Origin of the sequence: Citrobacter sp. RHBSTW-00944 (genome assembly GCF_013615435.1) — a bacterium.
In the GTDB taxonomy this organism is placed as follows: Bacteria; Pseudomonadota; Gammaproteobacteria; order Enterobacterales; family Enterobacteriaceae; genus Citrobacter; species Citrobacter braakii.
This window is the reverse complement of sequence record NZ_CP055418.1, coordinates 3,972,357-3,996,481: the sequence shown is the minus strand read 5'-3', so window position 1 is coordinate 3,996,481 and position 24,125 is coordinate 3,972,357. Positions and strand designations below refer to the sequence as shown.

General features: G+C 53.3%; 38 protein-coding genes. 26 read left to right on the top strand and 12 right to left on the bottom strand.

Annotated elements, in window-relative coordinates; all coding sequences use genetic code 11:
* Positions 1 to 12 precede the first annotated feature (12 nt).
* The 26 genes from HV334_RS19275 (at position 13) to HV334_RS19155 (ending at position 17,316) form a co-directional block, all read left to right on the top strand.
* A complete protein-coding gene (locus HV334_RS19275) occupies positions 13 to 213 on the top strand; it encodes a hypothetical protein (RefSeq protein ID WP_049040992.1) in 201 nt (66 codons plus the stop codon).
* On the top strand, positions 210 to 1,442 hold the full coding sequence (locus HV334_RS19270; protein ID WP_049040995.1) for a DUF2213 domain-containing protein: 1,233 nt from the start codon (positions 210 to 212) through the stop codon (positions 1,440 to 1,442). The genes HV334_RS19275 and HV334_RS19270 overlap by 4 nt, the downstream gene beginning before the upstream one ends.
* A gap of 4 nt (positions 1,443 to 1,446) precedes the next feature.
* Complete coding sequence (locus tag HV334_RS19265; protein WP_061549423.1) at positions 1,447 to 1,950, top strand: hypothetical protein; 504 nt, start codon at positions 1,447 to 1,449, stop codon at positions 1,948 to 1,950.
* An 11-nt stretch (positions 1,951 to 1,961) separates the two neighbouring features.
* The gene (locus HV334_RS19260) at positions 1,962 to 2,903 is read left to right on the top strand and encodes a DUF2184 domain-containing protein (protein ID WP_048219608.1); all 942 of its coding nucleotides are present in this window, start codon (positions 1,962 to 1,964) and stop codon (positions 2,901 to 2,903) included.
* A 41-nt stretch (positions 2,904 to 2,944) separates the two neighbouring features.
* Positions 2,945 to 3,334 (top strand): hypothetical protein, encoded by a 390-nt coding sequence (locus tag HV334_RS19255; protein WP_006120171.1) that lies wholly within the window; start codon positions 2,945 to 2,947, stop codon positions 3,332 to 3,334.
* Complete coding sequence (locus HV334_RS19250; RefSeq protein ID WP_021241727.1) at positions 3,300 to 3,707, top strand: DUF4054 domain-containing protein; 408 nt, start codon at positions 3,300 to 3,302, stop codon at positions 3,705 to 3,707. The genes HV334_RS19255 and HV334_RS19250 overlap by 35 nt, the downstream gene beginning before the upstream one ends.
* Positions 3,704 to 4,258: a hypothetical protein gene (locus tag HV334_RS19245; protein ID WP_000008739.1), complete on the top strand. Its 555-nt coding sequence runs from the start codon at positions 3,704 to 3,706 to the stop codon at positions 4,256 to 4,258. Before HV334_RS19250 ends, HV334_RS19245 begins: the two co-directional genes overlap by 4 nt.
* Complete coding sequence (locus HV334_RS19240; protein ID WP_001515083.1) at positions 4,245 to 4,634, top strand: hypothetical protein; 390 nt, start codon at positions 4,245 to 4,247, stop codon at positions 4,632 to 4,634. The genes HV334_RS19245 and HV334_RS19240 overlap by 14 nt, the downstream gene beginning before the upstream one ends.
* The gene (locus HV334_RS19235) at positions 4,609 to 5,172 is read left to right on the top strand and encodes a hypothetical protein (protein ID WP_172750710.1); all 564 of its coding nucleotides are present in this window, start codon (positions 4,609 to 4,611) and stop codon (positions 5,170 to 5,172) included. The genes HV334_RS19240 and HV334_RS19235 overlap by 26 nt, the downstream gene beginning before the upstream one ends.
* Positions 5,173 to 5,175: 3 nt before the next feature.
* Positions 5,176 to 6,336, top strand: a complete 1,161-nt coding sequence (locus HV334_RS19230; RefSeq protein ID WP_181220795.1) for a DUF3383 family protein — start codon at positions 5,176 to 5,178, stop codon at positions 6,334 to 6,336.
* A 10-nt stretch (positions 6,337 to 6,346) separates the two neighbouring features.
* Entirely contained in the window at positions 6,347 to 6,787 is a 441-nt protein-coding gene (locus tag HV334_RS19225; RefSeq protein ID WP_000257257.1) for a DUF3277 family protein, read from the top strand.
* A gap of 3 nt (positions 6,788 to 6,790) precedes the next feature.
* Positions 6,791 to 7,216 carry a phage tail assembly chaperone gene (locus tag HV334_RS19220; protein ID WP_000393957.1) on the top strand — a complete coding sequence of 142 codons (426 nt, stop codon included), beginning with the start codon at positions 6,791 to 6,793 and terminating at the stop codon, positions 7,214 to 7,216.
* A 47-nt stretch (positions 7,217 to 7,263) separates the two neighbouring features.
* Entirely contained in the window at positions 7,264 to 7,404 is a 141-nt protein-coding gene (locus HV334_RS25365; RefSeq protein ID WP_121927017.1) for a lytic transglycosylase, read from the top strand.
* Positions 7,394 to 9,409, top strand: a complete 2,016-nt coding sequence (locus HV334_RS19215) for a transglycosylase SLT domain-containing protein (RefSeq protein WP_181220794.1) — start codon at positions 7,394 to 7,396, stop codon at positions 9,407 to 9,409. The genes HV334_RS25365 and HV334_RS19215 overlap by 11 nt, the downstream gene beginning before the upstream one ends.
* A complete protein-coding gene (locus HV334_RS19210) occupies positions 9,409 to 10,011 on the top strand; it encodes a phage baseplate protein (protein WP_181220793.1) in 603 nt (200 codons plus the stop codon). The genes HV334_RS19215 and HV334_RS19210 overlap by 1 nt, the downstream gene beginning before the upstream one ends.
* Before the next feature lies 1 nt (position 10,012).
* Complete coding sequence (locus HV334_RS19205; RefSeq protein ID WP_001160174.1) at positions 10,013 to 10,318, top strand: hypothetical protein; 306 nt, start codon at positions 10,013 to 10,015, stop codon at positions 10,316 to 10,318.
* A 2-nt stretch (positions 10,319 to 10,320) separates the two neighbouring features.
* On the top strand, positions 10,321 to 11,385 hold the full coding sequence (locus tag HV334_RS19200; RefSeq protein WP_181220792.1) for a hypothetical protein: 1,065 nt from the start codon (positions 10,321 to 10,323) through the stop codon (positions 11,383 to 11,385).
* Between the two features lie 10 nt (positions 11,386 to 11,395).
* Positions 11,396 to 11,731 (top strand): hypothetical protein, encoded by a 336-nt coding sequence (locus tag HV334_RS19195; RefSeq protein WP_097585075.1) that lies wholly within the window; start codon positions 11,396 to 11,398, stop codon positions 11,729 to 11,731.
* A gap of 19 nt (positions 11,732 to 11,750) precedes the next feature.
* On the top strand, positions 11,751 to 12,137 hold the full coding sequence (locus tag HV334_RS19190; protein ID WP_150182975.1) for a hypothetical protein: 387 nt from the start codon (positions 11,751 to 11,753) through the stop codon (positions 12,135 to 12,137).
* Positions 12,138 to 12,188: 51 nt separating this feature from the next.
* On the top strand, positions 12,189 to 12,929 hold the full coding sequence (locus HV334_RS19185; protein ID WP_181220791.1) for a phage baseplate assembly protein V: 741 nt from the start codon (positions 12,189 to 12,191) through the stop codon (positions 12,927 to 12,929).
* Positions 12,929 to 13,282, top strand: coding sequence for a hypothetical protein (locus tag HV334_RS19180; protein WP_181220790.1), 354 nt, complete (start codon positions 12,929 to 12,931; stop codon positions 13,280 to 13,282). The genes HV334_RS19185 and HV334_RS19180 overlap by 1 nt, the downstream gene beginning before the upstream one ends.
* Entirely contained in the window at positions 13,283 to 14,482 is a 1,200-nt protein-coding gene (locus HV334_RS19175) for a baseplate J/gp47 family protein (protein WP_181220789.1), read from the top strand.
* Positions 14,479 to 15,159 (top strand): DUF2612 domain-containing protein, encoded by a 681-nt coding sequence (locus HV334_RS19170; RefSeq protein WP_174335145.1) that lies wholly within the window; start codon positions 14,479 to 14,481, stop codon positions 15,157 to 15,159. Before HV334_RS19175 ends, HV334_RS19170 begins: the two co-directional genes overlap by 4 nt.
* Positions 15,159 to 16,208, top strand: a complete 1,050-nt coding sequence (locus HV334_RS25360; protein WP_249415032.1) for a hypothetical protein — start codon at positions 15,159 to 15,161, stop codon at positions 16,206 to 16,208. The genes HV334_RS19170 and HV334_RS25360 overlap by 1 nt, the downstream gene beginning before the upstream one ends.
* Positions 16,195 to 16,689 carry a tail fiber assembly protein gene (locus HV334_RS19160; protein ID WP_063085551.1) on the top strand — a complete coding sequence of 165 codons (495 nt, stop codon included), beginning with the start codon at positions 16,195 to 16,197 and terminating at the stop codon, positions 16,687 to 16,689. The genes HV334_RS25360 and HV334_RS19160 overlap by 14 nt, the downstream gene beginning before the upstream one ends.
* Positions 16,690 to 16,764: 75 nt before the next feature.
* A complete protein-coding gene (locus HV334_RS19155; protein WP_147191751.1) occupies positions 16,765 to 17,316 on the top strand; it encodes a recombinase family protein in 552 nt (183 codons plus the stop codon).
* A gap of 607 nt (positions 17,317 to 17,923) precedes the next feature.
* Here HV334_RS19155 and ykfI read toward each other — a convergent pair.
* The 12 genes from ykfI to HV334_RS19095 all read right to left on the bottom strand — a co-directional run bounded on the left by ykfI (position 17,924) and on the right by HV334_RS19095 (position 24,117).
* Positions 17,924 to 18,265, bottom strand: a complete 342-nt coding sequence (gene ykfI, locus HV334_RS19150) for a type IV toxin-antitoxin system toxin YkfI (RefSeq protein WP_008324514.1) — start codon at positions 18,263 to 18,265, stop codon at positions 17,924 to 17,926.
* A gap of 20 nt (positions 18,266 to 18,285) precedes the next feature.
* Positions 18,286 to 18,603, bottom strand: a complete 318-nt coding sequence (locus HV334_RS19145) for a type IV toxin-antitoxin system YeeU family antitoxin (RefSeq protein WP_008324516.1) — start codon at positions 18,601 to 18,603, stop codon at positions 18,286 to 18,288.
* Between the two features lie 12 nt (positions 18,604 to 18,615).
* Entirely contained in the window at positions 18,616 to 18,843 is a 228-nt protein-coding gene (locus HV334_RS19140) for a DUF987 domain-containing protein (RefSeq protein ID WP_008324517.1), read from the bottom strand.
* 8 nt (positions 18,844 to 18,851) lie between these two features.
* Positions 18,852 to 19,328: a RadC family protein gene (locus tag HV334_RS19135; protein WP_000811693.1), complete on the bottom strand. Its 477-nt coding sequence runs from the start codon at positions 19,326 to 19,328 to the stop codon at positions 18,852 to 18,854.
* Between the two features lie 15 nt (positions 19,329 to 19,343).
* A complete protein-coding gene (locus HV334_RS19130; RefSeq protein WP_001548150.1) occupies positions 19,344 to 19,802 on the bottom strand; it encodes an antirestriction protein in 459 nt (152 codons plus the stop codon).
* 97 nt (positions 19,803 to 19,899) lie between these two features.
* Positions 19,900 to 20,139, bottom strand: coding sequence for a DUF905 family protein (locus HV334_RS19125; RefSeq protein ID WP_000194654.1), 240 nt, complete (start codon positions 20,137 to 20,139; stop codon positions 19,900 to 19,902).
* Between the two features lie 76 nt (positions 20,140 to 20,215).
* Positions 20,216 to 20,683, bottom strand: a complete 468-nt coding sequence (ykfB, locus tag HV334_RS19120; protein WP_001547765.1) for a protein YkfB — start codon at positions 20,681 to 20,683, stop codon at positions 20,216 to 20,218.
* A gap of 22 nt (positions 20,684 to 20,705) precedes the next feature.
* Positions 20,706 to 21,149 carry a YfjS/YafY family lipoprotein gene (locus tag HV334_RS19115; RefSeq protein ID WP_001547764.1) on the bottom strand — a complete coding sequence of 148 codons (444 nt, stop codon included), beginning with the start codon at positions 21,147 to 21,149 and terminating at the stop codon, positions 20,706 to 20,708.
* Positions 21,149 to 21,385 (bottom strand): protein YpjK, encoded by a 237-nt coding sequence (ypjK, locus tag HV334_RS19110; RefSeq protein WP_001115854.1) that lies wholly within the window; start codon positions 21,383 to 21,385, stop codon positions 21,149 to 21,151. The genes HV334_RS19115 and ypjK overlap by 1 nt, the downstream gene beginning before the upstream one ends.
* 36 nt (positions 21,386 to 21,421) lie before the next feature.
* Positions 21,422 to 22,123 (bottom strand): WYL domain-containing protein, encoded by a 702-nt coding sequence (locus HV334_RS19105; RefSeq protein ID WP_008324530.1) that lies wholly within the window; start codon positions 22,121 to 22,123, stop codon positions 21,422 to 21,424.
* 217 nt (positions 22,124 to 22,340) lie between these two features.
* A complete protein-coding gene (locus HV334_RS19100) occupies positions 22,341 to 23,162 on the bottom strand; it encodes a DUF932 domain-containing protein (protein ID WP_032654809.1) in 822 nt (273 codons plus the stop codon).
* A gap of 91 nt (positions 23,163 to 23,253) precedes the next feature.
* A complete protein-coding gene (locus tag HV334_RS19095) occupies positions 23,254 to 24,117 on the bottom strand; it encodes a GTPase family protein (RefSeq protein ID WP_001548935.1) in 864 nt (287 codons plus the stop codon).
* Positions 24,118 to 24,125 lie beyond the last annotated feature (8 nt).

The window sequence follows — 24,125 nt, the reverse complement described above, 5'->3', positions numbered from 1 at the left end:
TGCAGGTAACCCATGGAAAAAACAATCTATTTCCTGAAAGAACAGGCCAGCGAAGCTACGCGCATCACTGCTAAATACAATGGCGTAGAGGCTATTTATCAATCTGTTGGTGATAGAGCAAAGCGCTGCCAACTTATAGGTCGTGGTAATGCGCGTCAGATAAAGCATCTGCTGCGTGAGTTTATTAAATCCACTAAGGCGGCGGATGGATGAAATATTTCTTCTACACCCAACTGGGGGAGACTCGCTATCGCCTGGCTGACGGCTCATTGCTTTGCAAAGACGTCCCCGTAGCCAGAACAGGAACTCAGCTGTATAGCGCGGCTGACCTGCCAAATCTTGAGCCTGACAAGCATGGTGAAATCGTCGTAACACGATCACCAGAGCAGGTATTCCACCCGGCGACGCTTGCCTCTTTTGAAGGGATGAGTATCACCATCCTTCATCCGGAAGACGAAGACGGTAATGTCCGTTTGGTGAACCCGCAGAACTGGAAAGAGCTGGCAAACGGGCATCTTCAGAACATCAGGCGTGGCACTGGCGAGCAGTCAGATTTAATGCTGGCTGACCTTATCGTCAAAGACGAAAACGCCATTCAGCTTATTGAGGATGGTCTGCGACAGGTGTCATGTGGCTATGACGCGGAGTACGAGCAGACCGAGCCAGGTAAAGCCGAGCAGGTCGATATTACCGGAAACCATGTGGCTCTTGTCCCTAAAGGCAGAGCCGGAAATCGTTGTGCAATTGGAGACAGAGACACAATGGCAAATCAAAAGAAAAGCTGGTGGACCCGCATGCGCACGGCCATCAAAACGGGTGACGCTGACACCATGAACGAACTGCTGGACTCTGCGCCAGCGGCGGTAACGGGTGACGAAGGGGATCTGCCGAGCGGCGTTAACCTCAACATTAACCTTTCACCGCAGCAACCATTGCCGGACAAAAAGCCGGAAATGGGCGGAGAGCCAACCGGCGACGGCGAGGACGATATCAAAACCTTGCTCAAAGCCCTGCTGGCTAAGCTCGAAGGAACTGCGACGGGCGATAACGACAATAAGCCTGACGAAAAAGACAAAAAAGATCCGACCGGCGACGGCGAGGACGACGAAGAGGAAACCACGATTACCGGTGACTCTGCCTATCGTGCCGAGGTTATCGTCCCGGGTATCGATCTGAGCCGTAAGGTGAAACCGACCGCGTTCAAACGTGATGTGCTGGCTGCCGCTGACAAAACACTGGTTCGCCAGGTTGTCGGTGATGCGGATATCCGCAAATTGCCCAAGCAATCGGTAGATATGGCGTTTAACGCCGTGTCTGAGATTGCCAAAGGGCGAAACACCCGCAGCACCACGGGCGATGCACAACGTCCAAATATGGGCATGACCAGCATCGCTTCCCTGAACAAACAAAACGCCGACTTCTGGTCTAACCGCAAAGGATAATCCAATGACTGCATATCTGTACCGGATGCCTGTTGGCATTGCCGGGGCTATCTCTCGCCCGCAGGACTTAACCGTCGAACCGGTGATCCTTAAATCCGCTAACGCCTTCGCTGCCTATGGTCTGGCTGGCAAATATGACGCTGACGGCTTTTTCGTGCCGCTGGCGGACGGTGACACCGCCGACAAGGTGAAGGGGATCTACGTTCGTCCGTATCCGACCACATCGCAGCCAGACATGGTTCGCCAGGTGGGGACGGATAAGAACTTCCCGGGTGACGCCATGAAGCGTGGCTACATGACCGTTAATCTCGGTTCTGATTTTGATGCCAGCACCATCAAAAAAGGCGCCCCGGTATACGTTGTCGTCTCCACTGATGAATCCATAAAAGTGCCGCTGGGCGGCTTCATGTCCACGTCCGTCAGTGGCAAAAACGTGGCGCTGACCAACGCCGAATTCACAGGGGCCGGTGACGCTAACGGCAATGCAGAAATCTCCTGGAAGATTTAAGGAACAGACGAATGATTACTTTTGATCAGGCAACCGTTGATAGCTCTGGTGCCTTTCTCATCGGGGAGCTGGAGCGACTCGACCAGACGCTGAACCTGCCGCTGGTGGGTTACACCTGGACCCGCGATATTCAGCTGCGTGAAGACGTTTCTATCGCAGATGACATTTCCAGCTGGACTAACACCAGTTTTGGCGCTGCTGGTACTGGCGCAAATCCGAACGGTAAAAACTGGGTAGGCAAAGACTCCACTGCTATTGCTGGCGTGAATGTTGATATCGGCAAAGACGGCAATCCGCTGAACCTCTGGGGAATGGAACTGGGCTGGACCGTTGTAGAGCTGGCAGCAGCTCAGCAGGTAGGTCGCCCGATTGATACCCAGAAGTACGACGGGATGCAGCTCAAATGGCAGATGGACAACGACGAGCAGGTTTACATTGGCGATGATGCGCTCGGCCTGAAAGGGCTGGCAAACCTTGTCGGTGTGACGCTGAACAATGCGCCGAAGACCTGGGCGAACTCCACCAACGACGAGATTCTCGATAGCGTGAACAGCGTTCTGTCGAATGCCTGGGCAGCATCCGGTTATTCCGTCGTGCCTTCTGATCTGCGCATTCCGCCAGAGCAGTATTCACTGCTGGCGAGCCGTAAGGTTTCCGAAGCGGGTAACCAGTCACTGCTGACCTATCTGGCCGTGAACACTATCGCTTTCCACCAGAACGGCGTTCCGCTGGAAATCAAAGCGGTCAAATGGCTGAAAGGGCGCGGAGTTGGCGGTAAAGACCGTATGGTCGCCTACACCAACGACAAGAAATACGTGCGCTATCCGCTGGTGCCGTTGCAGAGCGTTCCTGTCCAGTATCGCGGTCTGTATCAGATTGCGACCTACTACGGCAAGCTCGGTGCGGTTGAGCCAGTGTACAAAGAAACCCTGTCCTACGTGGACGGTATCTGATAACCAGAACGGCCCCGAAAGGGGCCAGAAGGAAACTGAAAATGGCGAAAGAAAAGCTGGTTACCATCCATGTTCACACCCCGTTTACGCTGACGCTCGGCGATCAGTCAAAACAGGAGTTTGGCCGGGGGCGGCATAACGTACCGGAAGAGGTCGCGTCTCACTGGTTCACCCAGGCGCACTCTGAGCTTTCCGAAAGCGTGATTAGCGACACCGATGATCTGCAACCCATTATCGACAGCCTGCAAGCGCAGATTGCCGACAAAGATAAGCAGATTGTCGATAAAGATCAGCTGATTGCCGATCTGAAAGAAGCGCTGCTCAAGCTGCAAGAGCAGAACGACAGCCTGCAAGCGCAGATTGCTGCCGCCCAGACTGGCGGTAATGGGGCGAAAGATGCCAAAGAATCAAAGCCTGCCAACAGTAAGTGATTTTCGCCGCGACTTCCCGCAGTTTGCTGACCCTGCCAAATATCCCGAAGCGCAAATCCAGTTTCGTCTGAATCTGGCCGATGTGCTGCTGAGTGAAAACGTCACCGGCAAAGAGTTGTTTCCGTACTTTGCCGAGTTGTTCGTGGCTCACTACATGACGCTATGGGCGGCAGATAGCCGGGCAATGCTGGTTGGCGGGCCGGGCGGTTCAACCAATGGTGTTCAGTCCTCCAAGTCCGTTGACAAGGTAAGCGTCAGCTATGACACCAGCGCGACGCTAAACCCTGACGCAGGCTTCTGGAATAACACCCGATATGGCGCTGAATTTTATCAGCTGATCACGATGTTCGGTGCGGGCGGTCGCCAGCTATGAGTTTCAAAAGTGGTGTAACAACGAGGGTTGATAACGCTCAGGCCATTCTGGATGCGCTCCGGTCGCTAACCAAAAAGGATGTGCTGGTGGGCATCCCGGAAGAAGACAGCGAGCGTGAGGATGTTCCGTTTGGTAATGCCGGGATCGGTTACGTCAACGAATACGGCTCACCAGCGCAAAACATACCCCCACGCCCGCACCTGATCCCCGGCGTTAAATCCGTAGAGGAACAGACGGTGCCGCAGCTCAAAGCAGCGGCGCAGGCTGCGCTTGATGGAAATGCGGCGGGTGCGGAAAGAGCGCTTAACCGCGCCGGAACGCTGGCCGCGAATGGCGTCAGGCGTTACATGACCATTACCGGCTTTACACCGCTTGCTGATAGCACCGTTGAAGCACGCGCACGCCGTGGGCGCAAAGGGGCAAAAGAGGAACTTGCGCGGCGCGCTGCTGGTGAGTCTCCTGGAACCGATCTGGTGAAACCGCTAATCGACACCGGGCAATATCGCAGAGCTATTACCCATATTGTGAGGGATAAAGATGCCGACTCTTGATGTAACAGACGTACTTTTTGACCCCGATTTTTGCGACTTCAACCTGTGGGTAACGCGTCGCGCGCAAACGGTGGACGAGGACGGGATCGGCAGCGACAGCGAAGTTAAAACGCAGTTTGCCGGAGTTGTTACCGTTGACCGCTCTCTCGAAAACCGACGTATGCAGTCCGGCCAGGTTATCAGTGGCGCGATTCTCATCGTGACAACTGAGCGGCTGACGCAGGGGCAGACTGGCCGTGACGCCGATATCGTGACGTACCAGAACCGTGATTATCGTGTGACATTCGTTGACCCGTACACGGCTTACGGTGCTGGCTTCGTCCAGGCACATTGCGAATTACTGCCGTTTGATGGGGGAACTCCCGTTGAGCAATAACACCAGCACAGAGCGCGGCTGGCTGACACCCACCAGCGGCGATCCGGATTATGACGAAGCGCTAGACAGGCTGTTAAGCCAGTGGATGCGCAATGTTTCCGGCTTGCCGTCTGGAATGGTTCGTCCGCGCTGGCAGAAAAATCAGCCGCCACTGCCACCCGTTGAAACGAACTGGTGCGCGTTTGGCGTTACCGGGTTGCTCATTGATAACAACCCTGTATTCACCAATCAGACCGACGAGGGCGCTCAGCTCTGGCGGCATGAAACGTTCGAGTGCATGGCGTCGTTCTATGGCCCGGCTGGTATGTCTTATGCGTCCCGTTTTCGCGATGGCATATCTGTCCCGCAAAATAATGCTGAGCTGAACGCGCTCGGTTTATCCCTGGGCGACTATACCGGTCTGACCCCTTTCCCCGAGCTTATCAACCAGCAATGGGTTCGCCGCTACGACATGACGGTTCGCCTGCGGCGGAAGGTTGTGCGCGAGTACGGCATCAAATCGCTGGTGGAAGCGCCAGTCACCTTTTTTGGAGAATAAACTATGACGCAGGGCTTACCTGTATCCAACGCTGTAAACGTTGATGTGATCATCTCGCCGAAAGCGGCTACTGGTCGTAACTTCGGCGCGCTGCTGATCCTCGGTTCTTCCACTGTCATTCCGGTGCAGGAGCGCATTCGCCTTTATGCTTCCGTTGAGGACATTGGCGAAGACTTCGGAGTCGACAGCCCGGAATATAAAGCGGCGCAGGTATTTTTCAGCCAGTCGCCGAAGCCGACGCAGGTTTATGTTGGCCGCTGGGCGAAGACGCTGACCTCTTCCGAAGGTGGAAGCGTGGAAACCATCGTGCAAGCTGTTAATGCCTGCCTGCAATATACCAACTGGTATGGGCTGGTTGTCGCTGATGATGTTGCTGATGGCGGTGATGTGCTTGATGCTGACGACGTGATTGAGGTTGCTAAACTCATCGAAGCGTCCAGTCTGAGCCGCATTTTCGGGGTAACCTCTGCCGATGCCGAGATTATCAATACGACCTCGACGACCGATGTTGCGTCAAAATTAAAGGCTGGCAAGTATTCCCGGACCTTTATTCAGTATTCCACCAGCAGCCCTTATGCGGCGGTTTCAGCTTTCGGTCGCGCGTTTACTGTCAATTTCAACGGCAGCAATACCACCATTACCCTGAAATTCAAACAGGAACCAAGCGTAACCTACGAAACGCTGACGGTAGGCCAGGCGGCGGCTGTGGATGCGAAGAATGCGAACGTGTTCGTGTACTACGCCAACGACACGGCGATCCTGCAACAGGGTGTCATGGCGAACGGCGACTTCTTCGACGAGCGCCACGGGCTCGACTGGTTGCAGAACTACGTTCAGACCAACCTCTATAACCTGCTTTACACCAGCACCACCAAAATTCCGCAGACTGATGCCGGTGTGACCCGTCTGCTTTCCAACGTTGAACAGTCCATGGATCAGTCCGTCACGAACGGTCTGGTAGCGGCTGGCGTGTGGAATGGTGGCCCTATCGGACAACTGAATTCCGGCGATACGCTGACCAAAGGCTATTACGTGTATGCGCAACCTCTGTCAGAACAGGCGCAGGCCGACCGCGAAGCGCGCAAAGCACCTTTAATTCAGGTGGCCTGTAAGCTGGCTGGCGCAGTTCATTATGCCGATGTGCAGATCAACGTGGTTCGCTAAGGAGCGATAAATGGCAACTTATTCTTTTCTCGATGTAACCGCGTCGCTCACCGGGCCGACCGGCGTTATCGATCTTGGTCAGGGTTCTGCGAACTCTGAGGAAGGTATCACCCAGACCATGGGCGGCAACAAGAACACCATGACCATCGGTGCCGATGGCGAAGTGATGCACAGCCTGCACGCCGATAAGTCAGGCACCATTACGGTGACGCTGCTGAAAACCTCCCCCGTGAACAAGAAGCTGTCTCTGGCGTATAACGCGCAAAGCCAGTCCTCTGCCACCTGGGGCAATAACGTGATCGTCATTCGCAACACGGCATCGGGTGATATTTCTACTGCGCGTTCGTGTGCATTCCAGAAACAGCCTGATTTCAATAACGCCAAAGAGGGCGGGACTGTTGCCTGGGTGTTCGACTGCGGCAAGATTGACCAGCTGCTCGGGGAGTTTTAACGCATGGAATTCGAAATTAAAGGCGTGAAATATCGCACTGCAAAGCTCAGCGTTTTCGAACAGCTGAAGGTGTCCCGAAAGCTGTTGCCGGTGCTGGCCGGGATGGTTTCTGACTTCCGGAGCGTTCAGGAGAAGATCAGCAGCAAAGACACCGAAGGCGCGATGGCTACTATCCTGCCCAAAATTGCTAATGCTGTGTCCGATCTGAGTGATGGCGATGTGGACGCTATCCTGTTCCCCTGCCTTTCCGTTGTTTCACGCGAGCACATGAAAGGCTGGGTGCCGGTATGCCAGCATGGCGAAATGGCGTTTGACGATATCGACCTGCTGACCATGCTGCAACTGGTGGCGCGGGTGGTCGCCGACTCGCTGGGAAATTTTTTGCAAGGACTCCCTACCAGCGAGACGCCCACCCCGCCAGCGGAATAACCTTCAACAGCCTGCCGGGCGGTGAAGATTTTATTCTTCGTCCGGCGATTGCCTTCCATATTGACCAGAAAGACCTTAACAGCGGTGCGGTAGACCTTTGCCGCATCGCGCTTCTCAATGACTACCTCGACATGCGCGAGGATAACGACGCCCGGGTAGATAAATGGAGAGCGGCCAATGAGCGGTAACGCAGATACGATTAAAGACTTCCTTGTTTCGCTGGGGTTCGATATCGATCAGGCTGGCGCTAATAAGTTCGAAGCTGTGCTGAAAGGCGTTACCGCGAACGTTCTGAAGGTCGGCGCGGTGGTGGAAGGCGCAGCGCTGAGCATTGTCGGATTTACCACCCAGATTGCGAATGGTCTGGATAAAATTTACTGGGCATCCCAGCGGACGGGGGCCAGCGTCCAGGGCATCAAAGCGCTGGGCTATGCCGCATCGCAAACCGGTGCCAGCGCCGAGTCGGCCATGTCCTCTCTTGAAGGGTTGGCTGGTTTCATGCGTAGCAATCCGGGGGCGGAAGGGTTCCTGAACCGTCTGGGCGTACAGACCCGCGATGCCAGCGGAAAGATGCGTGATACTGCGGCCATCTTTACTGGCGTTGGGCAAAAGCTCAACAACATGCCGTATTACCGCGCGAAACAATACGCGCAGATGCTTGGCATCGATGAAAACACGCTGATGGCGATGCGCAGAGGGATGGGGCAGCTCAGTTCTGAGTACGCGTTGACGGCAAAGCGTATTGGTTTTAATGCTGAGTCAGCGGCTAAACAGTCCAATATTTTCATGACCTCCATGCGTAATCTGACGATGACGCTTGGACAGGCGAAAGACAAGATTGGCTCTAACCTAGCTGGTGGCCTTGCTGGCAGTATTGATAACTTCCGCAGGCAGATACTCGACAACTGGCCGAAGATTGAAGCGGTCATCACGAAGATCATCAAAGGAATTCTCTGGGCAGGTGACGCGATTACCCGCGTGTTATGGCGAACTGGGCAAGCTGTTGAGGGTGTGATCGCCTGGTTCAAAAAGCTGAACCCAGCCACGCAGCAGCTTATCGCATTGTTCAGTGGGCTGTTGGTTGCATGGCGGCTGCTAAATACCGCTTTCATGTCATCACCCTTGGGCATGATAACGACGCTTATTATTGCACTTGGTCTGCTCTTGGATGATTACCAGACGTGGAAAGAAGGTGGCAAAAGCCTGATTGACTGGGGGAAATGGAAGACTGAAATTGATCAGGCCGTCAAAATGATTGGTGACCTGAAAAAGACTGTTACGGACCTGACAAAAGCGCTGGCTAAGTTGCTCGGTATTGACCCCAAGTCATGGTCCCTAAAGTGGGATTTTAGCAACTTCATTTCGCAAATGGGTGAGTTCGGCAAGATGCTGAACATGATCGCTGATTTGCTGAATGCCATAAAAGATGGCAACTGGGCGCAGGCCGCTAGTATAGGCAAACAGCTGCTAAATCAGGGCAGCGAAAATCCGTCAGCGATGCCGATGGTAACAGACAGCGCCAACGGTACCGCCGACTGGATTAAAGAGCACTGGGGATTCGATCCTCGCAGCGTGGGCCGAACGGTGCGCGGCTGGTTCGGTGATGATGAGCCTGAACAGCTCGGCCAGTCAGTTAAGCGGCCACAGCCAACCAAAGCAGGCTCTGAACTGCTGGGATGGATGCAGCCGATGCTTACCAACCTGGAACAGCTCTACCGGCTTCCGGAGGGGTTATTGCGCAGTGTGGCCATAACGGAATCTGGCGGTAATCAGTTCGCCGTTTCAGGCGCTGGCGCTAAAGGTCTGTTCCAGTTCATGGATGGCACGGCGCGAGACATGGGCCTTCGCGGAAACGATGTATTCGACCCGCAAAAGTCAGCTCAGGCCGCAGCTAAGTACCTCAGCCAGCTGTTGCGGAAGAACGGCGGAGACCTTAGCAAAGCACTGGCATCATATAACTGGGGGATCGGGAATGTTAAGCGTTATGGAATGGGGCTAATGCCGCAGGAAACGCGCAACTACATTCCGAAAGTAATGAGCAACATGCCCACCAGCGCCCCGGTGATTCAGCAGGAAACGAATATTAACATCCACGGCGTTTCCGATCCGCGCGAGGCTGCCCGTTTGACTGTTGATCGTCAAAAGGGCGTGAATTCACAGTTAACCCAGCAACTCCCCGCAGGACCGAGATAATGGATATTTTATCAGCGATTTTTCGCCAGCAATCCCGGCGAATTGGCATATTAATTCCCAGCGTGGTCGTCTCCGAAAAGCATTCTGATGCGCTCGAAATTACTGAGCACCCGGTGGAGAAGCCAACAACGAATAGCGCCTCGGGTTTCATTGCCGATCATGCGTATAAGCGCCCCAGCGAAGTCACAATGGAATGCGGCTTCGCTGGGGGCGGTTCGTTGCTGGACTTCATTGATACATCTTCAATCGGCCTCAGCGCCGGACTGAGCCCGAAAGAGACCTATCAGCAACTGCTGGATCTCCAGTCCTCCCGGGTGCCGTTCGATGTGGTGACCGGGAAGCGGGTGTACAGCAATATGCTGGTGCGCGCCATCGAGGTGACAACGGACAAAACCAGCGAGAACGTGCTGAACTGCACGCTTACCCTGCGTGAAGTGATCATGTCGAAAACGCAGAGCGTTAGCGTTGCAGATAAATCAGATATGCAGGATGGCGTCAGCACATCGGCGGTGCAGAATTCCGGGACGAAATCCACTACACCGCCAAACGAATCCTTGCTGAGCCAGCTGGGTGGAAGCGTTACATCAGCATTCGGGGGATGATATGCAGTTTAACGAAATACCGCTTTCTCCTGACAATCAGCAGTTCCGCGTTTTGCTGGGCAATACCACGTATACGCTCAGGATCATCTGGCGTGATGCGGCTGGCTGGATTATGGACGTGATGGATAGCGGCGGTGCCGCGCTTCTCTCTGGCGTACCTCTACTGACTGGCGTGAACCTGTTACGACAATATCCACAGCTTGGCATTGATGGCGCGCTGGTGGTGGCGACCGATAAGGGCGCACCAGACGAGCCCACCAAAACCAACCTCGGAACATACAGCCACCTCATTTTCGTACAGGAGTAGAAATGTCTCTTAACTGGATGCGCCATTTTGAGTTGCAGCTGTTGGACCAGAACGGGCAGGGCGTTTCTCTGTCAGATTTTAAGGTCACGTTCCAGATCGAATGGGCAGATACACGCTGGCCGCGCGTGGCAAACGTGAAAATTTACAACCTTTCGACCGATACCACGAACAAGATACTGGGGCAGGAGTTTGCCAAAATTCGCATCATTGCCGGATATGACGGTATAGCGCCGGATGTTGATGCGAGCCAGGTTGGTGTCGCCCGGGAGATTTCACCAGACCAGATAGGGCAGGTGAACGGTCAGAACTACGGCCTGATTTTTGACGGTGATATTCGCTTCACCGTCACCGGGAAGGACAACATTACCGATTCCTGGGTGTTGATTCAGGCTATTGGTGATCACGAAGCGTTCCTTTATGCGACCACCATCACCACGCTTGCCGCTGGCTATACCGTTGCGGATCTGCACCGGGCGACGATGCAGGATTTCAACGCGTTCGGCGTGACGCAGGGCATTACCGGCGACTTTCCTGATACTGTGTTTCCTCGTGGCCGCGCGATTTACTCATCCACCCGTAACGTGATGGATAATATTGCTGCGCAGTGCAAAGCGACATGGCAGCTGGTGGATGGTCAGGTCCAGATGGTGCCGGAGGATAAATATATTCACGAAGCTATTTTGTTGAATGCAGATACTGGCCTGATCGGTATGCCGCAACAAACGATGGGCGGCGGCGTAAACGTGCGGTGCCTGATAAACCCGAACATCCGCATTAATGGTCTTATCCAGCTCGATCAGGCTTCGGTGTACCGCGCCGCGCTCGGCAATAGCGAAATCGCACAGTCGCCCGGTCGCATCACCGAAACAGAAGAGAACGGCAACCGTGTGCTGACAGGCACAACGTCACAGGCAGCCAGCATTGCGACGGATGGCGTTTATATCGTCAAAGCTATCGATTATACTGGTGACACCAGAGGTCAGGCGTGGTACATGGATTTGATGTGTTTCGCGCGTGGCAGCCGTGATTTAGTTAATACTAGTGCTATGCAAAAAACAAACTACTGAGGTACGGGATGTGAAACTCGTAATTTTTACCATTGCAGCATTATTTTCTTTCCAGGCTATTGCTGATTCTCAGTGTGGTGATTTCAAAATCCATTGGGCTGATGATGGCTTTGCTCGCGTAAACGGAGCTAAACCAGAATCGCAAAAAGTGACATTTCTTAAAAATGACGGTGATTATAACAACGTCAAAATTGAATGGCGTTTAGCTACAAATCAACCCGGACGATGGGTAGGCATGGAGTTTATTGGCCGTAATGGTAAAGCAATCCTGAATGCTCAGTGGCTGCAAGCAAATATGGATGCACCACGTCAATATGCTACTTACGATTGTATAAAAGTTAACTGACTGTTGCGTCGAGGAAAAAATGATTCGAATTTTACTTATGCTAGGGATGGTACTTACATCTTTCATTGCGAATGCAGAAGTTAAGATAAGTTATGATCAATTGACGGGTAGCCAGTCAGTGAAGGGGCTGAGCGACGCCAATCTTGAAGGGTGTGAACTTCATGAAGGTTTGGCAGTGGCAAAAGGAACACAATATTCTGATAGTGGAGCCACTATAAAATTAATCAGATTCCAAGGTGTTGGTAGTAAATTTTTTGTCATTCCCACGGGCTTTGAAGAGTTATCAAAAAATGATAACGATATAGTTAATAGCATGATTAATATTGGTGAACCTTATTTTATTAGGTTTACAGCTTGTGGTAGTGGTGGTTTTTTAAAGTTAGTTGACCTTTATAAGATAGGTTGAAATATATATTTTTAGTAAGCCGCATACAGCGGCTTTTTTTATGGGGTTTTTATGCCAATTCCAACTCAATCACAGATCGGCGGAGAGCAGCAGACCGCGCAGGCCATTGCCGATTCGGTGTCTACCCAGATGCGCGTAGCGATGCCTGGCATCATTCAGTCGTTCGATCCTAATACTGTTACCTGCACAGTAGAGGTGGCGCTTCGCGGTATTGTTGGCGATGGCTCTACCGAATTAAAACCGCTGGTGGATGTGCCGGTTATCTTTCCGCGCGGCGGCGGTTGCACGCTGACCTTTCCGGTAAAAGAAGGCGACGAGTGTCTGCTGATCTTTGCTGACCGATGCATAGATTTCTGGTGGCAGAGCGGCGGCGTTCAGGAGACCGTCGACCCGCGCCAGCATGACTTGTCTGATGCGTTCGCCATCGTTGGCCCGCAGTCGCAAGCACAGAAAATCAGCGGTATCAGTACTAGCGCCGCGCAGCTGCGAACCGATGATGGCGCGGCGTTCGTAGAGGTCGCCGCAGGACATAACATCACCATTAAAACGCCGGGCCAGCTTACGGCTACGGCTGAAGGTGGAACGACAATCACATCCCCGACTATCACGCTGAACGGCAACGTAACGATTAACGGTAACCTGTCTCAGGGAATGGGAGAAAGCGGCGGTACTGCGACGATGCTTGGGCCGGTGACGGTAACGAATGACGTAACAGCTTCTGGTATCAGTGTAGCCACGCATAAACATGGCGGAGTTCAGACTGGCGGGGGAGCTACCGGGGGGCCGCAATAATGCGATACCGACGAGAAGATGCTGACGGCGATTACACTTTCGGGCAGGGTGACGACACCTTCCTTATCGACAGTCCGGAGTGTGTCGCCCTGGCCGTAAAAACCCGTTTCGAGCTGTGGCGAGGTCAGTGGTTTCTCGATCTGACGGAAGGCACGCCGTATGTTCAGTCAGTGCTTGGTAAACAGCGATCAGATGTATACATCCTGGCTATACGCGAACGCATACAGGACACGCCGGGCGTTCTGTCGATTCTTTCCTTCGATACCAATTATGACGGCACCAGCCGCCGCGTCACTTTCACTTCCTCCATTGACACAATCTACGGCCAGACGACTGTAACAAGCGAGGCATAAATGGCTTTGAACCTCGACACGCTGGGGCTATCGGCAACGGTAACCGCCCAGGGGATTAGTGCGCCTGATTACCAGACAATCCTAGATACACTGAGCAGCTATTTCAGGCAGATTTACGGTAGTGATGCCTACCTCGAACCAGACAGTAAAGATGGGCAAATGGTCGCGCTGGTGGCTCTTGCCGTGCATGACGCTAACAATACCGCTATTGAGATCTACAACTCGTTTTCACCGACGACAGCGCAGGCCGCAGCGCTTAGCAGTAACGTGAAAATTAACGGGATCACGCGAAAAGTAGCGACAAACTCTACTGCTGACCTTCTGTTAACCGGTACGGCGGGCACTACTATCACGAATGGCTCCGCACGGGATAAAAACGGCATTATCTGGAATTTTCCCGCGAGTGTATCGATCGGCGTTGACGGTACTGTGCTGGTGACGGCCACATGTGCGAATAGCGGTTCGGTTGCGGCGATGGCCGGGACTATCACCACCATTAATACACCGACTCGCGGCTGGGTGTCGGTAACCAACCCGGCTGCGGCTACTGTCGGTTCACCAGCTGAAACCGACGCAGAGCTGCGCATTCGGCAGGGGCAAAGCGTCGCGCTACCATCGGTCACACCGTTTGAAGGCGTCGACGGTGCAATCGCTAACATTGCTGGCGTGACACGTCACAAACTGTATGAGAACGACACGGGGGCAACCGACAGCAATGGGCTGCCGCCACACTCGATTTCCGCCATCGTCGATGGTGGGGATGTTACCGAAATAGCCCAGACCATCAGGGGGAATAAAGGGCAGGGAACGGCAACCTACGGGACAACTTCTGTCACAGTGCCGGATACTTACGGTAATCCTCACGTCATCAGTTTTTCACGCTCTACCGATGTGCCAATTTTCGTAGCCATTACCCTGAAAGTTTTTACCGGGTATACATCTCAAATCGGCGAGCAGATCAAACAGGCTGTTGCCGACTATATTAATGGCCTGACAATTGGCGACGACGTTCTGCTGAGCCGTATTTATTCCCCGGCAAACCTTGGCGTGGTGAGCGGCGGGAATGCCCGCTATTACGATATTACCGACCTGCTGATCGGTAAATCGTCTGGCAGCGTATCGGCATCAAACATTGATATTGCCTATGATGCTTCTGCGTCCTGTAGCACTGCGAATATCAGTATCACGGTGACCTCATGAGCAAATACACCGAACTGATCACTAACTACCACGCTACCAAGCCACTCTTTTTTGACCATATAGATCTGAGCACCCGCCCGCTGATTGATGTGTCCGGCACTATGTCAGGGCTTGTAACAGCCTTCGATATCGATACGGCGGTCGGCGTGCAACTCGACACGCTCGGGCTCTGGATTGGGCGAAGCCGCATAGTCAGCCAGCCGATTACCGGCGTTTATTTTAGTTGGGACACAGAAGGGCTTGGATATGACCAGGGCGTATGGCAGGGACCATATGACCCGGATTCGGGCTATACGTCGCTGAGCGATGACACCTACCGCATCATTCTGAAAGCGAAAATAGCTATCAATAACTGGGACGGGCGGAACGACTCGCTGCCACCCATTCTGGACGCTGCAACTGCGGGCTCTGGCTTGAAGATGCAGATCGTCGACAACCAGGACATGACGATTTCGGTCTGGGTTTTCCCTGAAACTGATATTTCTGATGTGTCTCTCGAACTGATCGCCGCTATCAAACAGGGCTATCTCACCGTTAAAGCAGCTGGCGTATGGGCCGGTGATGTTGAAACGCCTTCGGTAGAAACACCGTCAGAAGGCTCTAAATTCTTTGGGTTTGATATGGATAACGAATACATCGGCGGGTTCGATGTTGGAGCATGGGGGACAATACTCTAATGGCAATAAACAACTTTAAACCTTTCGCGCTTGATCCGAACGCTAACGTCACCTCACAAGCTGACTGGGAAGCACTTCCGGCTCTGCTTTCAGGGTTTACGGCAGGTAAAGCATCCAGCGCACAGGTCAACAAAGCTATTCGGCAAGCCAGCTTTATCGCGGCAGCGTTGGCGCAGTACACCGCCAACAAAAGCGGGCTGGATGTGCTTGATGATGGAGACCTGAACGGGTTTATATCCAAAATGGGGACCGCTTTCGGGAAAGATTTCCAGGCGCTTGATGCCACGCTGTCGGCATTAGCTGGGCTCGCAACAGGTGCAAATAAACTCCCATATTTCACTGGAAATGATACAGCAGCGCAGACTGATTTAACTTCTGTTGGCCGTGACATTATTGGGAAAAATACTATTGCTGACATTCTCACATACCTTGGTTTGCAAACAATTAAACCCGACCCACGTTCCACTAAGATTTACTCCCCCGACCTGAAAAAGTTTCTCATGGTCTCAGATACTATCTGGGGGATGTGGAATGGTGAGTCAAATGCCCCGGTCGCGCTGACAATAGAGCAAGGGGGAACAGGCGAAACAACAGTCGATGGTGTGAAGGCGGCATTCGGAATCGACAAATTACAACCCAAAGGGAATTACGCGGATAAGAGCGCAAAAACGCCTCAGATTTTTAGTGATGCAATAAAAGCCAAATATGGTCTTGAAATAAAGGATGCAAGTGAAATTGGCTCGGTTTCTCTCTACGCCGCCAATAATGAGGCCTCAATTCATGGGTGGAGCGGCCAGAAGATCACCATTCCTGATAAAGCTGGAACAATGGCGCTGGCGGGGGAGTCTGTCTCGGGATTGCGTCTTTCGAGTCCACGTGAAGTAACCGTTACATCTGCGGATGCCTGGATTAATTTTTCAATCTCGGAAATTGTTGTGGGTATTTATATCACTCCAACGGCAGGTGGCGGCGCATGGGTACTTAACAAGGTAAAAGTCGCAACTCTGCAGGCTTTAATTAATGGAGCGTGGGTCAATGTCACTCAGTAAAAAATTTGAACGCTACACGCCAGTTGAACCGCTGTACGGGAATGTCAGCTATTCCAGAAACGCGGACGGCGACTGGTACGAACAACAGAAAAACTTTGCTGAAGATACGCTAAAAATCCTCTACGACGATGGCGGTCGTATTTCAGCGTTCACTCGCGATGTTTCGCAACTTCCAGACCCGACCGGTTTTTATGTTGCAGAGCTTAGCGTTAAAGCGATTGATATCGATAAGCAGCGATTTATCGGTGGCGAACTGGTCGAATATCAGAAATCGAAAGAAGAGTTAAAAACAGAAGCTGATGCTAAGAAACAGGCGCTTATTGCAGAAGCTACCCGTATGATCGCCCCACTTCAGGACGCGGTAGATTTGGGCATAGCTACTGATGCAGAAACCGGGGCGCACAATGCATGGCGAACCTACCGGGTCCAGCTGATGCGGGTTGACACAGAAAATCCAGAATGGCCTGCTAAACCTGTATAGGAACCTTTTTTATAACCCCTGATAACCTGGCGATATTTCGCCGTTTCTCCTGTTTTCATAACAGGAGAAATTCCCATGATTTACGGCTATGCCCGAGTATCTACAAACCATCAGGATACTGAACTTCAGCGCTCTGCCCTTGAGTTATCAGGATGTGATCACATTTTTGAAGAGCATGCAAGCGGGAGAAAATCTAATCGTCCGGTACTGAAGCGGCTGATCACCACTATGCAGGCTGGGGATGAACTGGTGGTCTGGAAGCTGGACAGGATCGGGCGCAACGTCCTGCATGCGTTGCTGATGTTCCAGCAGTTGCAGGAAAAGGGTATCAACTTCCGCAGTATTACCGATGGTGTAGATCTGAAAACCGCCAGCGGGCGCTACAATTTCCGCAATATTCTTTCTGCGGCACAGTACGAGTCAGACCTTAACAGTGAGAGAACTTTAGCTGGTCTGGCCGTCGCCAGAGCAAAAGGGCGAGTCGGTGGACGTAGGCCGAAGTTTACTGATGAACAGTGGAAAGAGATGGGAAGGCTCATCATGGACGGTGAATCTCGGCAGGAAATTTCAATTCAGTTTAATGTAGGGATCTCTACGCTGTATAAAAGATTCCCTGCTTTAGAGTAATGCTAAATGTCCACAGTGCGCGATATGCCATACGTGCTGTGGATGTATTCTTATCGTGTGTCATTTTTGTGTCACACGCCGTAAAACGTCATTCCCTTTCTTGCCTCATGTGCCATCGAGTTGTGCAATGTGAATGCGGAGATGTACATATAAAACAGTTAGTTAAATGTGATTCTACTAATTCGTAATGCGAAGGTCGTAGGTTCGACTCCTATTATCGGCACCATTAAAATCAAATTGTTACGTAAGATCTTATCATTCTCCCACCAAAAAATTATCTTAATGTAACAGCTGGTGTAAGTAAATTCTATCAACGAAGATCAATCTTATCTACTGACCAAAAAGGCCTGATAGGGCTTCGCTCACTATACATCCTTGGCTGCAGGTTTAGTTGTACACTACTCCTAAATTTAATGTGTTGGCAATGTGTTCAATAAAGCTCGAACAAATTAGCTCATTATGATCGGTTAATACTTCAACTTCTGGTTGCATGATTGTTTGTCCGTAAAAAGATAACGCGCCTGCCGGGTAGTAGCAGGCGCATTACGCAATAGGTAAACAAGGGAGGAAGTTCAGAAATGTAAATCGGGAAGGTTGTACGCAATGTTCATCGTACTACGTTGTTACGGCTTTGCCGCAACAAGCCAGTTGCCTGCCGTGCTCGCAGAATGTCTACAGCCCGGAGATAAGGGGATTGTTCCTGCCAGTTAAATCCCTTCCTGTCGATACGCACCAGTTCGTATTTTTCCACCAGAAAATTCACGGCATCGGCTAGGGTGATACCGGCATCGATGTGTTCCTTAATCACAGCCTCATTGCAGAATGGCGTGTCGTTTATTGTCAGACCATAGTGCTGTTCCAGCAGACGTGTCAGTAACATTTGCCAGACAGCCACGGGTGACAGGCAGGGCTTCGCCGCCCGCTGAGTTGTTGCAGGTAAAGTTTTCATGTTTACTCTCGTGAAGGTAATTAACTCTGAGTGGGGTAAATGGCGATGTATACGTAGCCGCAACTGCCAAGAGTATCGGCTTCGCAGGTGAAACCGTTGTGGTACAGGGTGACGCAGTGGGCGTGTTGGGGACTGAGTTCACCGGTGGTTAGCATCGACTCCATATGGCGGATAAAGTGCGGGCATGTTTCATCCAGCTTCCGGCATTCGGTGTCACTGAACCTGCCGGTGATGCTGGCCCTGTCAGCCAGATAGTGCAGTCGGTTACCCTCCTGCACCAGACGGGCTCCCAGGCGCGGCGTGATAGCCCGCTGCAGGCCCCTGGTAGGGTTGCTCATTACAGTTCTCCACTATTGCCAGTTCAGGGTGATGCTCATCAGGCAGGTATAGGGCCCATTGCGGTCCTGGCGGCGTTCGGCGTATACCGCGAGGACTCCGGCGATATCCGGAACGTCCCTGCCGGTGTAATGACAGACGCTACCGTGCCACTGGTATTTGCCGGTGCAGTAGCGAAAGATCCGGGACTCAGGATGCTGGCGGTATATCGTCATTGCCCGGCGTTTACTGATAATTTTCATGTCATACCTCACAACAGACCGTGTTCTGCGAACGAATAGATTTGCCTGCCACCGACAATCAGATGGTCAGGGACACGGATATCCACCAGCTGAAGCACCTGAACCAGTCGCTGCGTGAGGGTTTTGTCGGCCTGGCTAGGTGTCGTCTCGCCGGAAGGATGGTTATGCGCGAGTATCACCGCCGCCGCGTTGAAGTGCAGAGCACGTTTGACCACCTCCCGGGGATGCACCTCGGTGCGGTTAATCGTGCCGGTGAAGAGCGTTTCATGGGCAATCAACTGATTCTGGTTGTCCAGATACAACACCCGGAACTCTTCCCGCTCAAGCGCGGCCATATGCAGTCGCAGCCATTCACGTACGGCGTGGGTAGAGGTGAAGGCTACGCCGGGCTCATGCAGGTGGCGGTCCAGAGCCCTGAGCGCTCGCTGAATGAGACGCCGGTCCTGTGGCGTCATCTCGCCGGGTAAAAAGGAAAGCTGTTTCATCTGTTGCTCCTTCGGTCAGTCGATAATACGCAGAATGGCGTGAGCCTCTGGATGTTGCATGGCATACTCCCGCAGGCGGTAATAGTGTGCGGTCATCGCGTCACATTCTGTACGGCAGGCATGGTGGCTATACGCAATCAGGCAGACAGCAATACCTGCTGCTTCTGCACTCATTTGGGCATCGTTACCGTTCAGGCAGTTAAACAGACGCCATGTCTCATCGTTGTCAGGCTCGGGGGACATAAATGCGCCGCCATTGCTGAGGGTGTAGAACGACCAGATACCACCGCTGTAGCCCTCACAGAAGCGGTCCATCCAGGCGAAGATATGCGGCTCCAGGAGTAGCCACTGCGGGATAGCGCCAAAGTACTGTGGCCAGAAATCGATACGCTGTTCATCGGGTACCTGCGTGACGGTCAGTTCAAATTCGGGTTGGTTAGCGGGTGCGAGGTCGTGCTGCGTCTGTGTTGTCATGGGTATGTCTCCGTCAATAAAAACGCCAGCGGCGATGGCTGGCGTATGGGGATATAAAGTGTGTTCGGGGAGGTGAATGCGGGTAAATGCTTCGCGATCAGCGGGTGGCCGTGTCTGTACGGATGCCTGAGGTGCGGATATAGCGGTTAAGACCTTCACCGGCATCCGGCTCAAAGTTCCATGCCCGCCAGACCATCCGGCCTTCAGTATCACGAACCACCAGACGGAAGTGACTGCCCTGGTCGTCTTCGAGTGTGATATTGCTGTACGTGGTAGTGACCGCTTGCGCTTGTCTCCGGGTGAAAGGCCCCGGTGGCAGCAACACGGATTGGGTCATTTTCGGGCTCCTGATAAAAGAAAACCCCGGCAGCCTGCTAGCTGTCGGGGTGGATTTGCTGGGGAAGATACTACTATCAGTCGTTGCTGCAGTCTCCGAGAGTGGACAGAACTTTCTCAGCGTTCTTCCGGTCCGCAGTGAAGGTCCCTGCTTTGTGGTCATTGACGTAGACGTCGAACTGCCCGGCCTCAGAGATATTGCTGATGAAGTCAAACCAGGCGTTATCGCCGTTACGCCAGCCCAGGCTGGACGGAATAATGTACTGCTGGTGATCCATCACTACGGTGATAGTAGTGTCGTCATCGTGCGAACTGACCATCTTGTCATCGGCAAGGGTAAGAAAGACTGAATGCTGATAGAAACCATTCTGGTCCGGGTTCCCTGTGCAGTTGATGGTAAACGTCTTTCCGCTGGCTTCGGTCACGCTGTATTCCGTATTGCCCTGACCGTAACCCTGCTGCCAGAACCCCGGGATAGCAGAGGCATTAAAGCTCGCGAGCAGTACACCCGCCAGCATAAACCGACTTAGTGAAAGTATTGTCATTCTTGTCTCCTTTGTCGTTGTTTTATTCCTGGTTCTCAGGGTTTGAGGGTATCAGCAGTCGCCCCATCAGTTTGCCGTCATGGGCGTACTCAAAGTATTTTTCTTTGGTATACGGGTCCGTCACCTCCTGGTATTCCAGTTTGATGTTATCGGCAATACACAGCGCATTCATCAGTGGCTGGACGGTTTTTTCCTGCATATCCACGAGGTAGTAGTAACTGCCATCCTCGCAGCCATCGGGCGACTGGCGGGTACGTAAAACCTGCAAGGTGGGACCGGATAAGTAGTCAACCTGTGACCATTCTTCGCTGACATCATCCTGGTGGCTGACCACATCACTGAAACGCGGTGGGGTGAGGTCCTTAAATTTACTGATGGCCTTCAGGTCATCACTTCTGTCATCGCATGCGATGAGAAACAGAGTGGTGGCAACCAGCGCCAGCAGAGGCAGTGTTTTACGTTTCATTATTTTTTTCCTGAAATCAGACGAACCACTTTGGCAAAGACATAAATGCCCACGAAAATACCCACCGGCACGCCGACGAACGGTGTCAGTGCGACACTGGCCGCACCGGCTGCCCCTCCGCCCGTCAGCAGTGCGGCAACGGTGGCAAGGGTCAGGGCCGTGAGGCTGTCGGACACCCCGGTTTTGTTCAGAATGATGACGATGACAACAATGGCGATAATGGCAATAAATGGCATAGGCTCTCCCTGCGGATGAGTTGAGATAGACCTGCACTATTCCGGTGGGCTGTCGGCCGGAACAAACGCAAGCAGCGACTGCTGGATAAAGCGAAAATGGGGTAAGGCCTGAATAAACACCGGGTCTTCAACCAGACTGCACAGACTGTCGTTGCGGCGAAAAGACTCCTGCAGGGGCTGAACCAGATGGATTTCATTCAGGGTGAATACGGCGATATGTCCGTCGTGCTCTGCCACCAGATACCAGGCCTGCTGGTGGATGAGTAACCGGCAGGGAGCCAGCCGCTCACAGCGCTGCCCCTCGGCAATCAGCGTCACCCGCCTGCGCCCGGTAATGGCCTGAATCAGTCGCCAGAAAGACAATGCGCCTGATGGCGAAGGAGCCGGACTGGCGGGTGCGATTACGCAGGGAGACTCATCGCACATCAGCAGTGCGTTTACCAGACGACGGTCAAAGCCAGGGAAAAGACCGGCCATCCCGCTGCGGTGGGCAAAGATAAGCACGTCGGGCACCATCTGCGTCTCACTGCCCGCAGTACGTAAGCGGCAATATCCGGACTGATACTCCAGGTCCAGATACATCAGCCGCTCACGAAAATCACGCCGCAGCGTGCGCACCGACACACCAAACTCAGCGGCCAGCTTACGCACACTCAGTGTTTCCCCTGCCACCAGACGGCTGATTATCAGTGACAGCCTGACAGCCAGCCGGTCATGGCGGCGTTCTGCCTGTGTCATGAGACGTTCTCCGTGAAAGTTAACTGACTGAAAATGATGTGATTACTTTAAAGAGGGGGTCGGACAGGGTATGGACATCACAGAAACTATTTTTCATTTCTGCAAAAGCCAGAGGCAGCGGGGGTTACAGGCCATTCACTCAGTGAGTGAGGACCGCCAGCACGGTGCGATGCGGACAGGTGGTGTCCGATATTAACAAGGCGGCAACATTAAACGGTCACTGCAGTTGCGTGAGCATCGCTTCCGCCATCACCCACAGTGCCCGGTTAAGTTTCACGTCCCCGTCGATACCGCGAACGGCACGGGTATGTGACCGTCCTCCTTTGGCATTACGGCCACTGAGCCCGCCCTTAATCAGGTTCTCCTGAATACGCTGGTACGTGGTCCACAGGTCATTGCTCTCATCCTGCCAGCGGCGAGGGGAGAGGATCTGCGATTCAGTCACCGGCTGGTGGTCTTCACCAAAGCGGTATGTGAGGGCGGCTTTTGCCAGTGCCTGCTGTGCCGGGGGTGGCAACAGCAACGACTGCATGGCATCCCGTTTCTCCTCCACCCGGTCAAAAATCCCCAGCACCTCATACGCGCCTTCAATCACCTGACTCACCACGTCCCCCTTGTGTGGCACCCGCACCTCGCCAAACGACTCACCGCAGACGAGCCCGTTCTGACAAACCGCACGAAATAGTCCCGGCAGCATCTGGTACGAACTGCTGCCATCGTGAGAGTTGAGCAGGATTATTTCCGGCACCTGCTTACCGGTTATCTGTCCCTCACGCCGTAGACGCAGCATATGCTTGGTGTGTTCGCGACGCTCCGGATCACGCACACGGGTCTGACAGGCAAAGAATGGCTGGAAGCCTTCTCGCTGCAGGCTGTCCAGCAAGGAGATGGTGGGTATATAGGTGTAGCGTTCACTACGGGACTCGTGTTTGTCCTCGCTGAACACACTGGGCACCACGCGAAACAGCTCCTCGCGGGTTAACGGACGGTCACGACGAATAATGTTTGCAGCGCCAAAGCGCGAAGCCAGACGGGTCATAAGCAGACTCCTCATAACGGGAAAACAAATAAAGGGGATCCCCGTCGCATCGGCGACAGGGTCAGGGAAATAACAGGGATGGATTAAATACTCAGAAGAAGAAATCCCAGACGGCGCGGGCCACAGAGACCACGGTGGTGCGCACGGCCTGAATGACAGCCCGTACCGGGGCGGGTATCAGGGGAAAGGCACTGATGCTATCGAGTACGGCCCCGACGGTTTCACCAAAATCGCTACGAGCCTGTTCCCGGACTACCGTCGTGCGAAAGGAAGACTGGAGTTGCGACACCACCGGGCTGGTGGCCTCACGTGGCAGGCACTTAATCATTCGCTCGGCCATCACCCGCAGTCCCCACTGAAGACGGACCGACACGGCACACACCGGATGTACGGGCTGGAACAGCTCATGCAGCAGACAGATTTTACGGCTGATATTCTGCTTCTGCGCCGTGGACAACGGTCCCCCACCGCTGGTGGGTTCGGCCTTATCCGACTGGCTGATAACAAACAGCACCTTATGCCGGTATACCTCTCCAATCACCTGATGATAAAAATGTTCATCCACCGCCAGCGCCCGGTCATCGGCCTTAATCAGCCACAGAACCAGGTCGAGCCGGGGGAGTTGTTCGCGGTACATCGCAGCATACTCGGTATCGCGAGCACCACTTTCGCCCACGCCTGGCAGGTCCACCAGCGTCATATAGCGGTCGCCGACTTGCAGGCGAAAGCGCAGTGGCTCACGGGTACATGCAGCCACATCGCTGACCGGTGATATATCTCCGGCAAACAGGGCATTGCACAGACTGCTCTTCCCAACACCGGTTTTACCCATAATGCCGATCACTGGCTCGTAGCGGGTTAACTGATTTATCTGCTGCAATATACGTTCAGACACCCACTGTGGCAGACCAGCGAGCGATTGCTGAAACGGCTTCAATCCTTCAGAATTGTTCATTACTACTC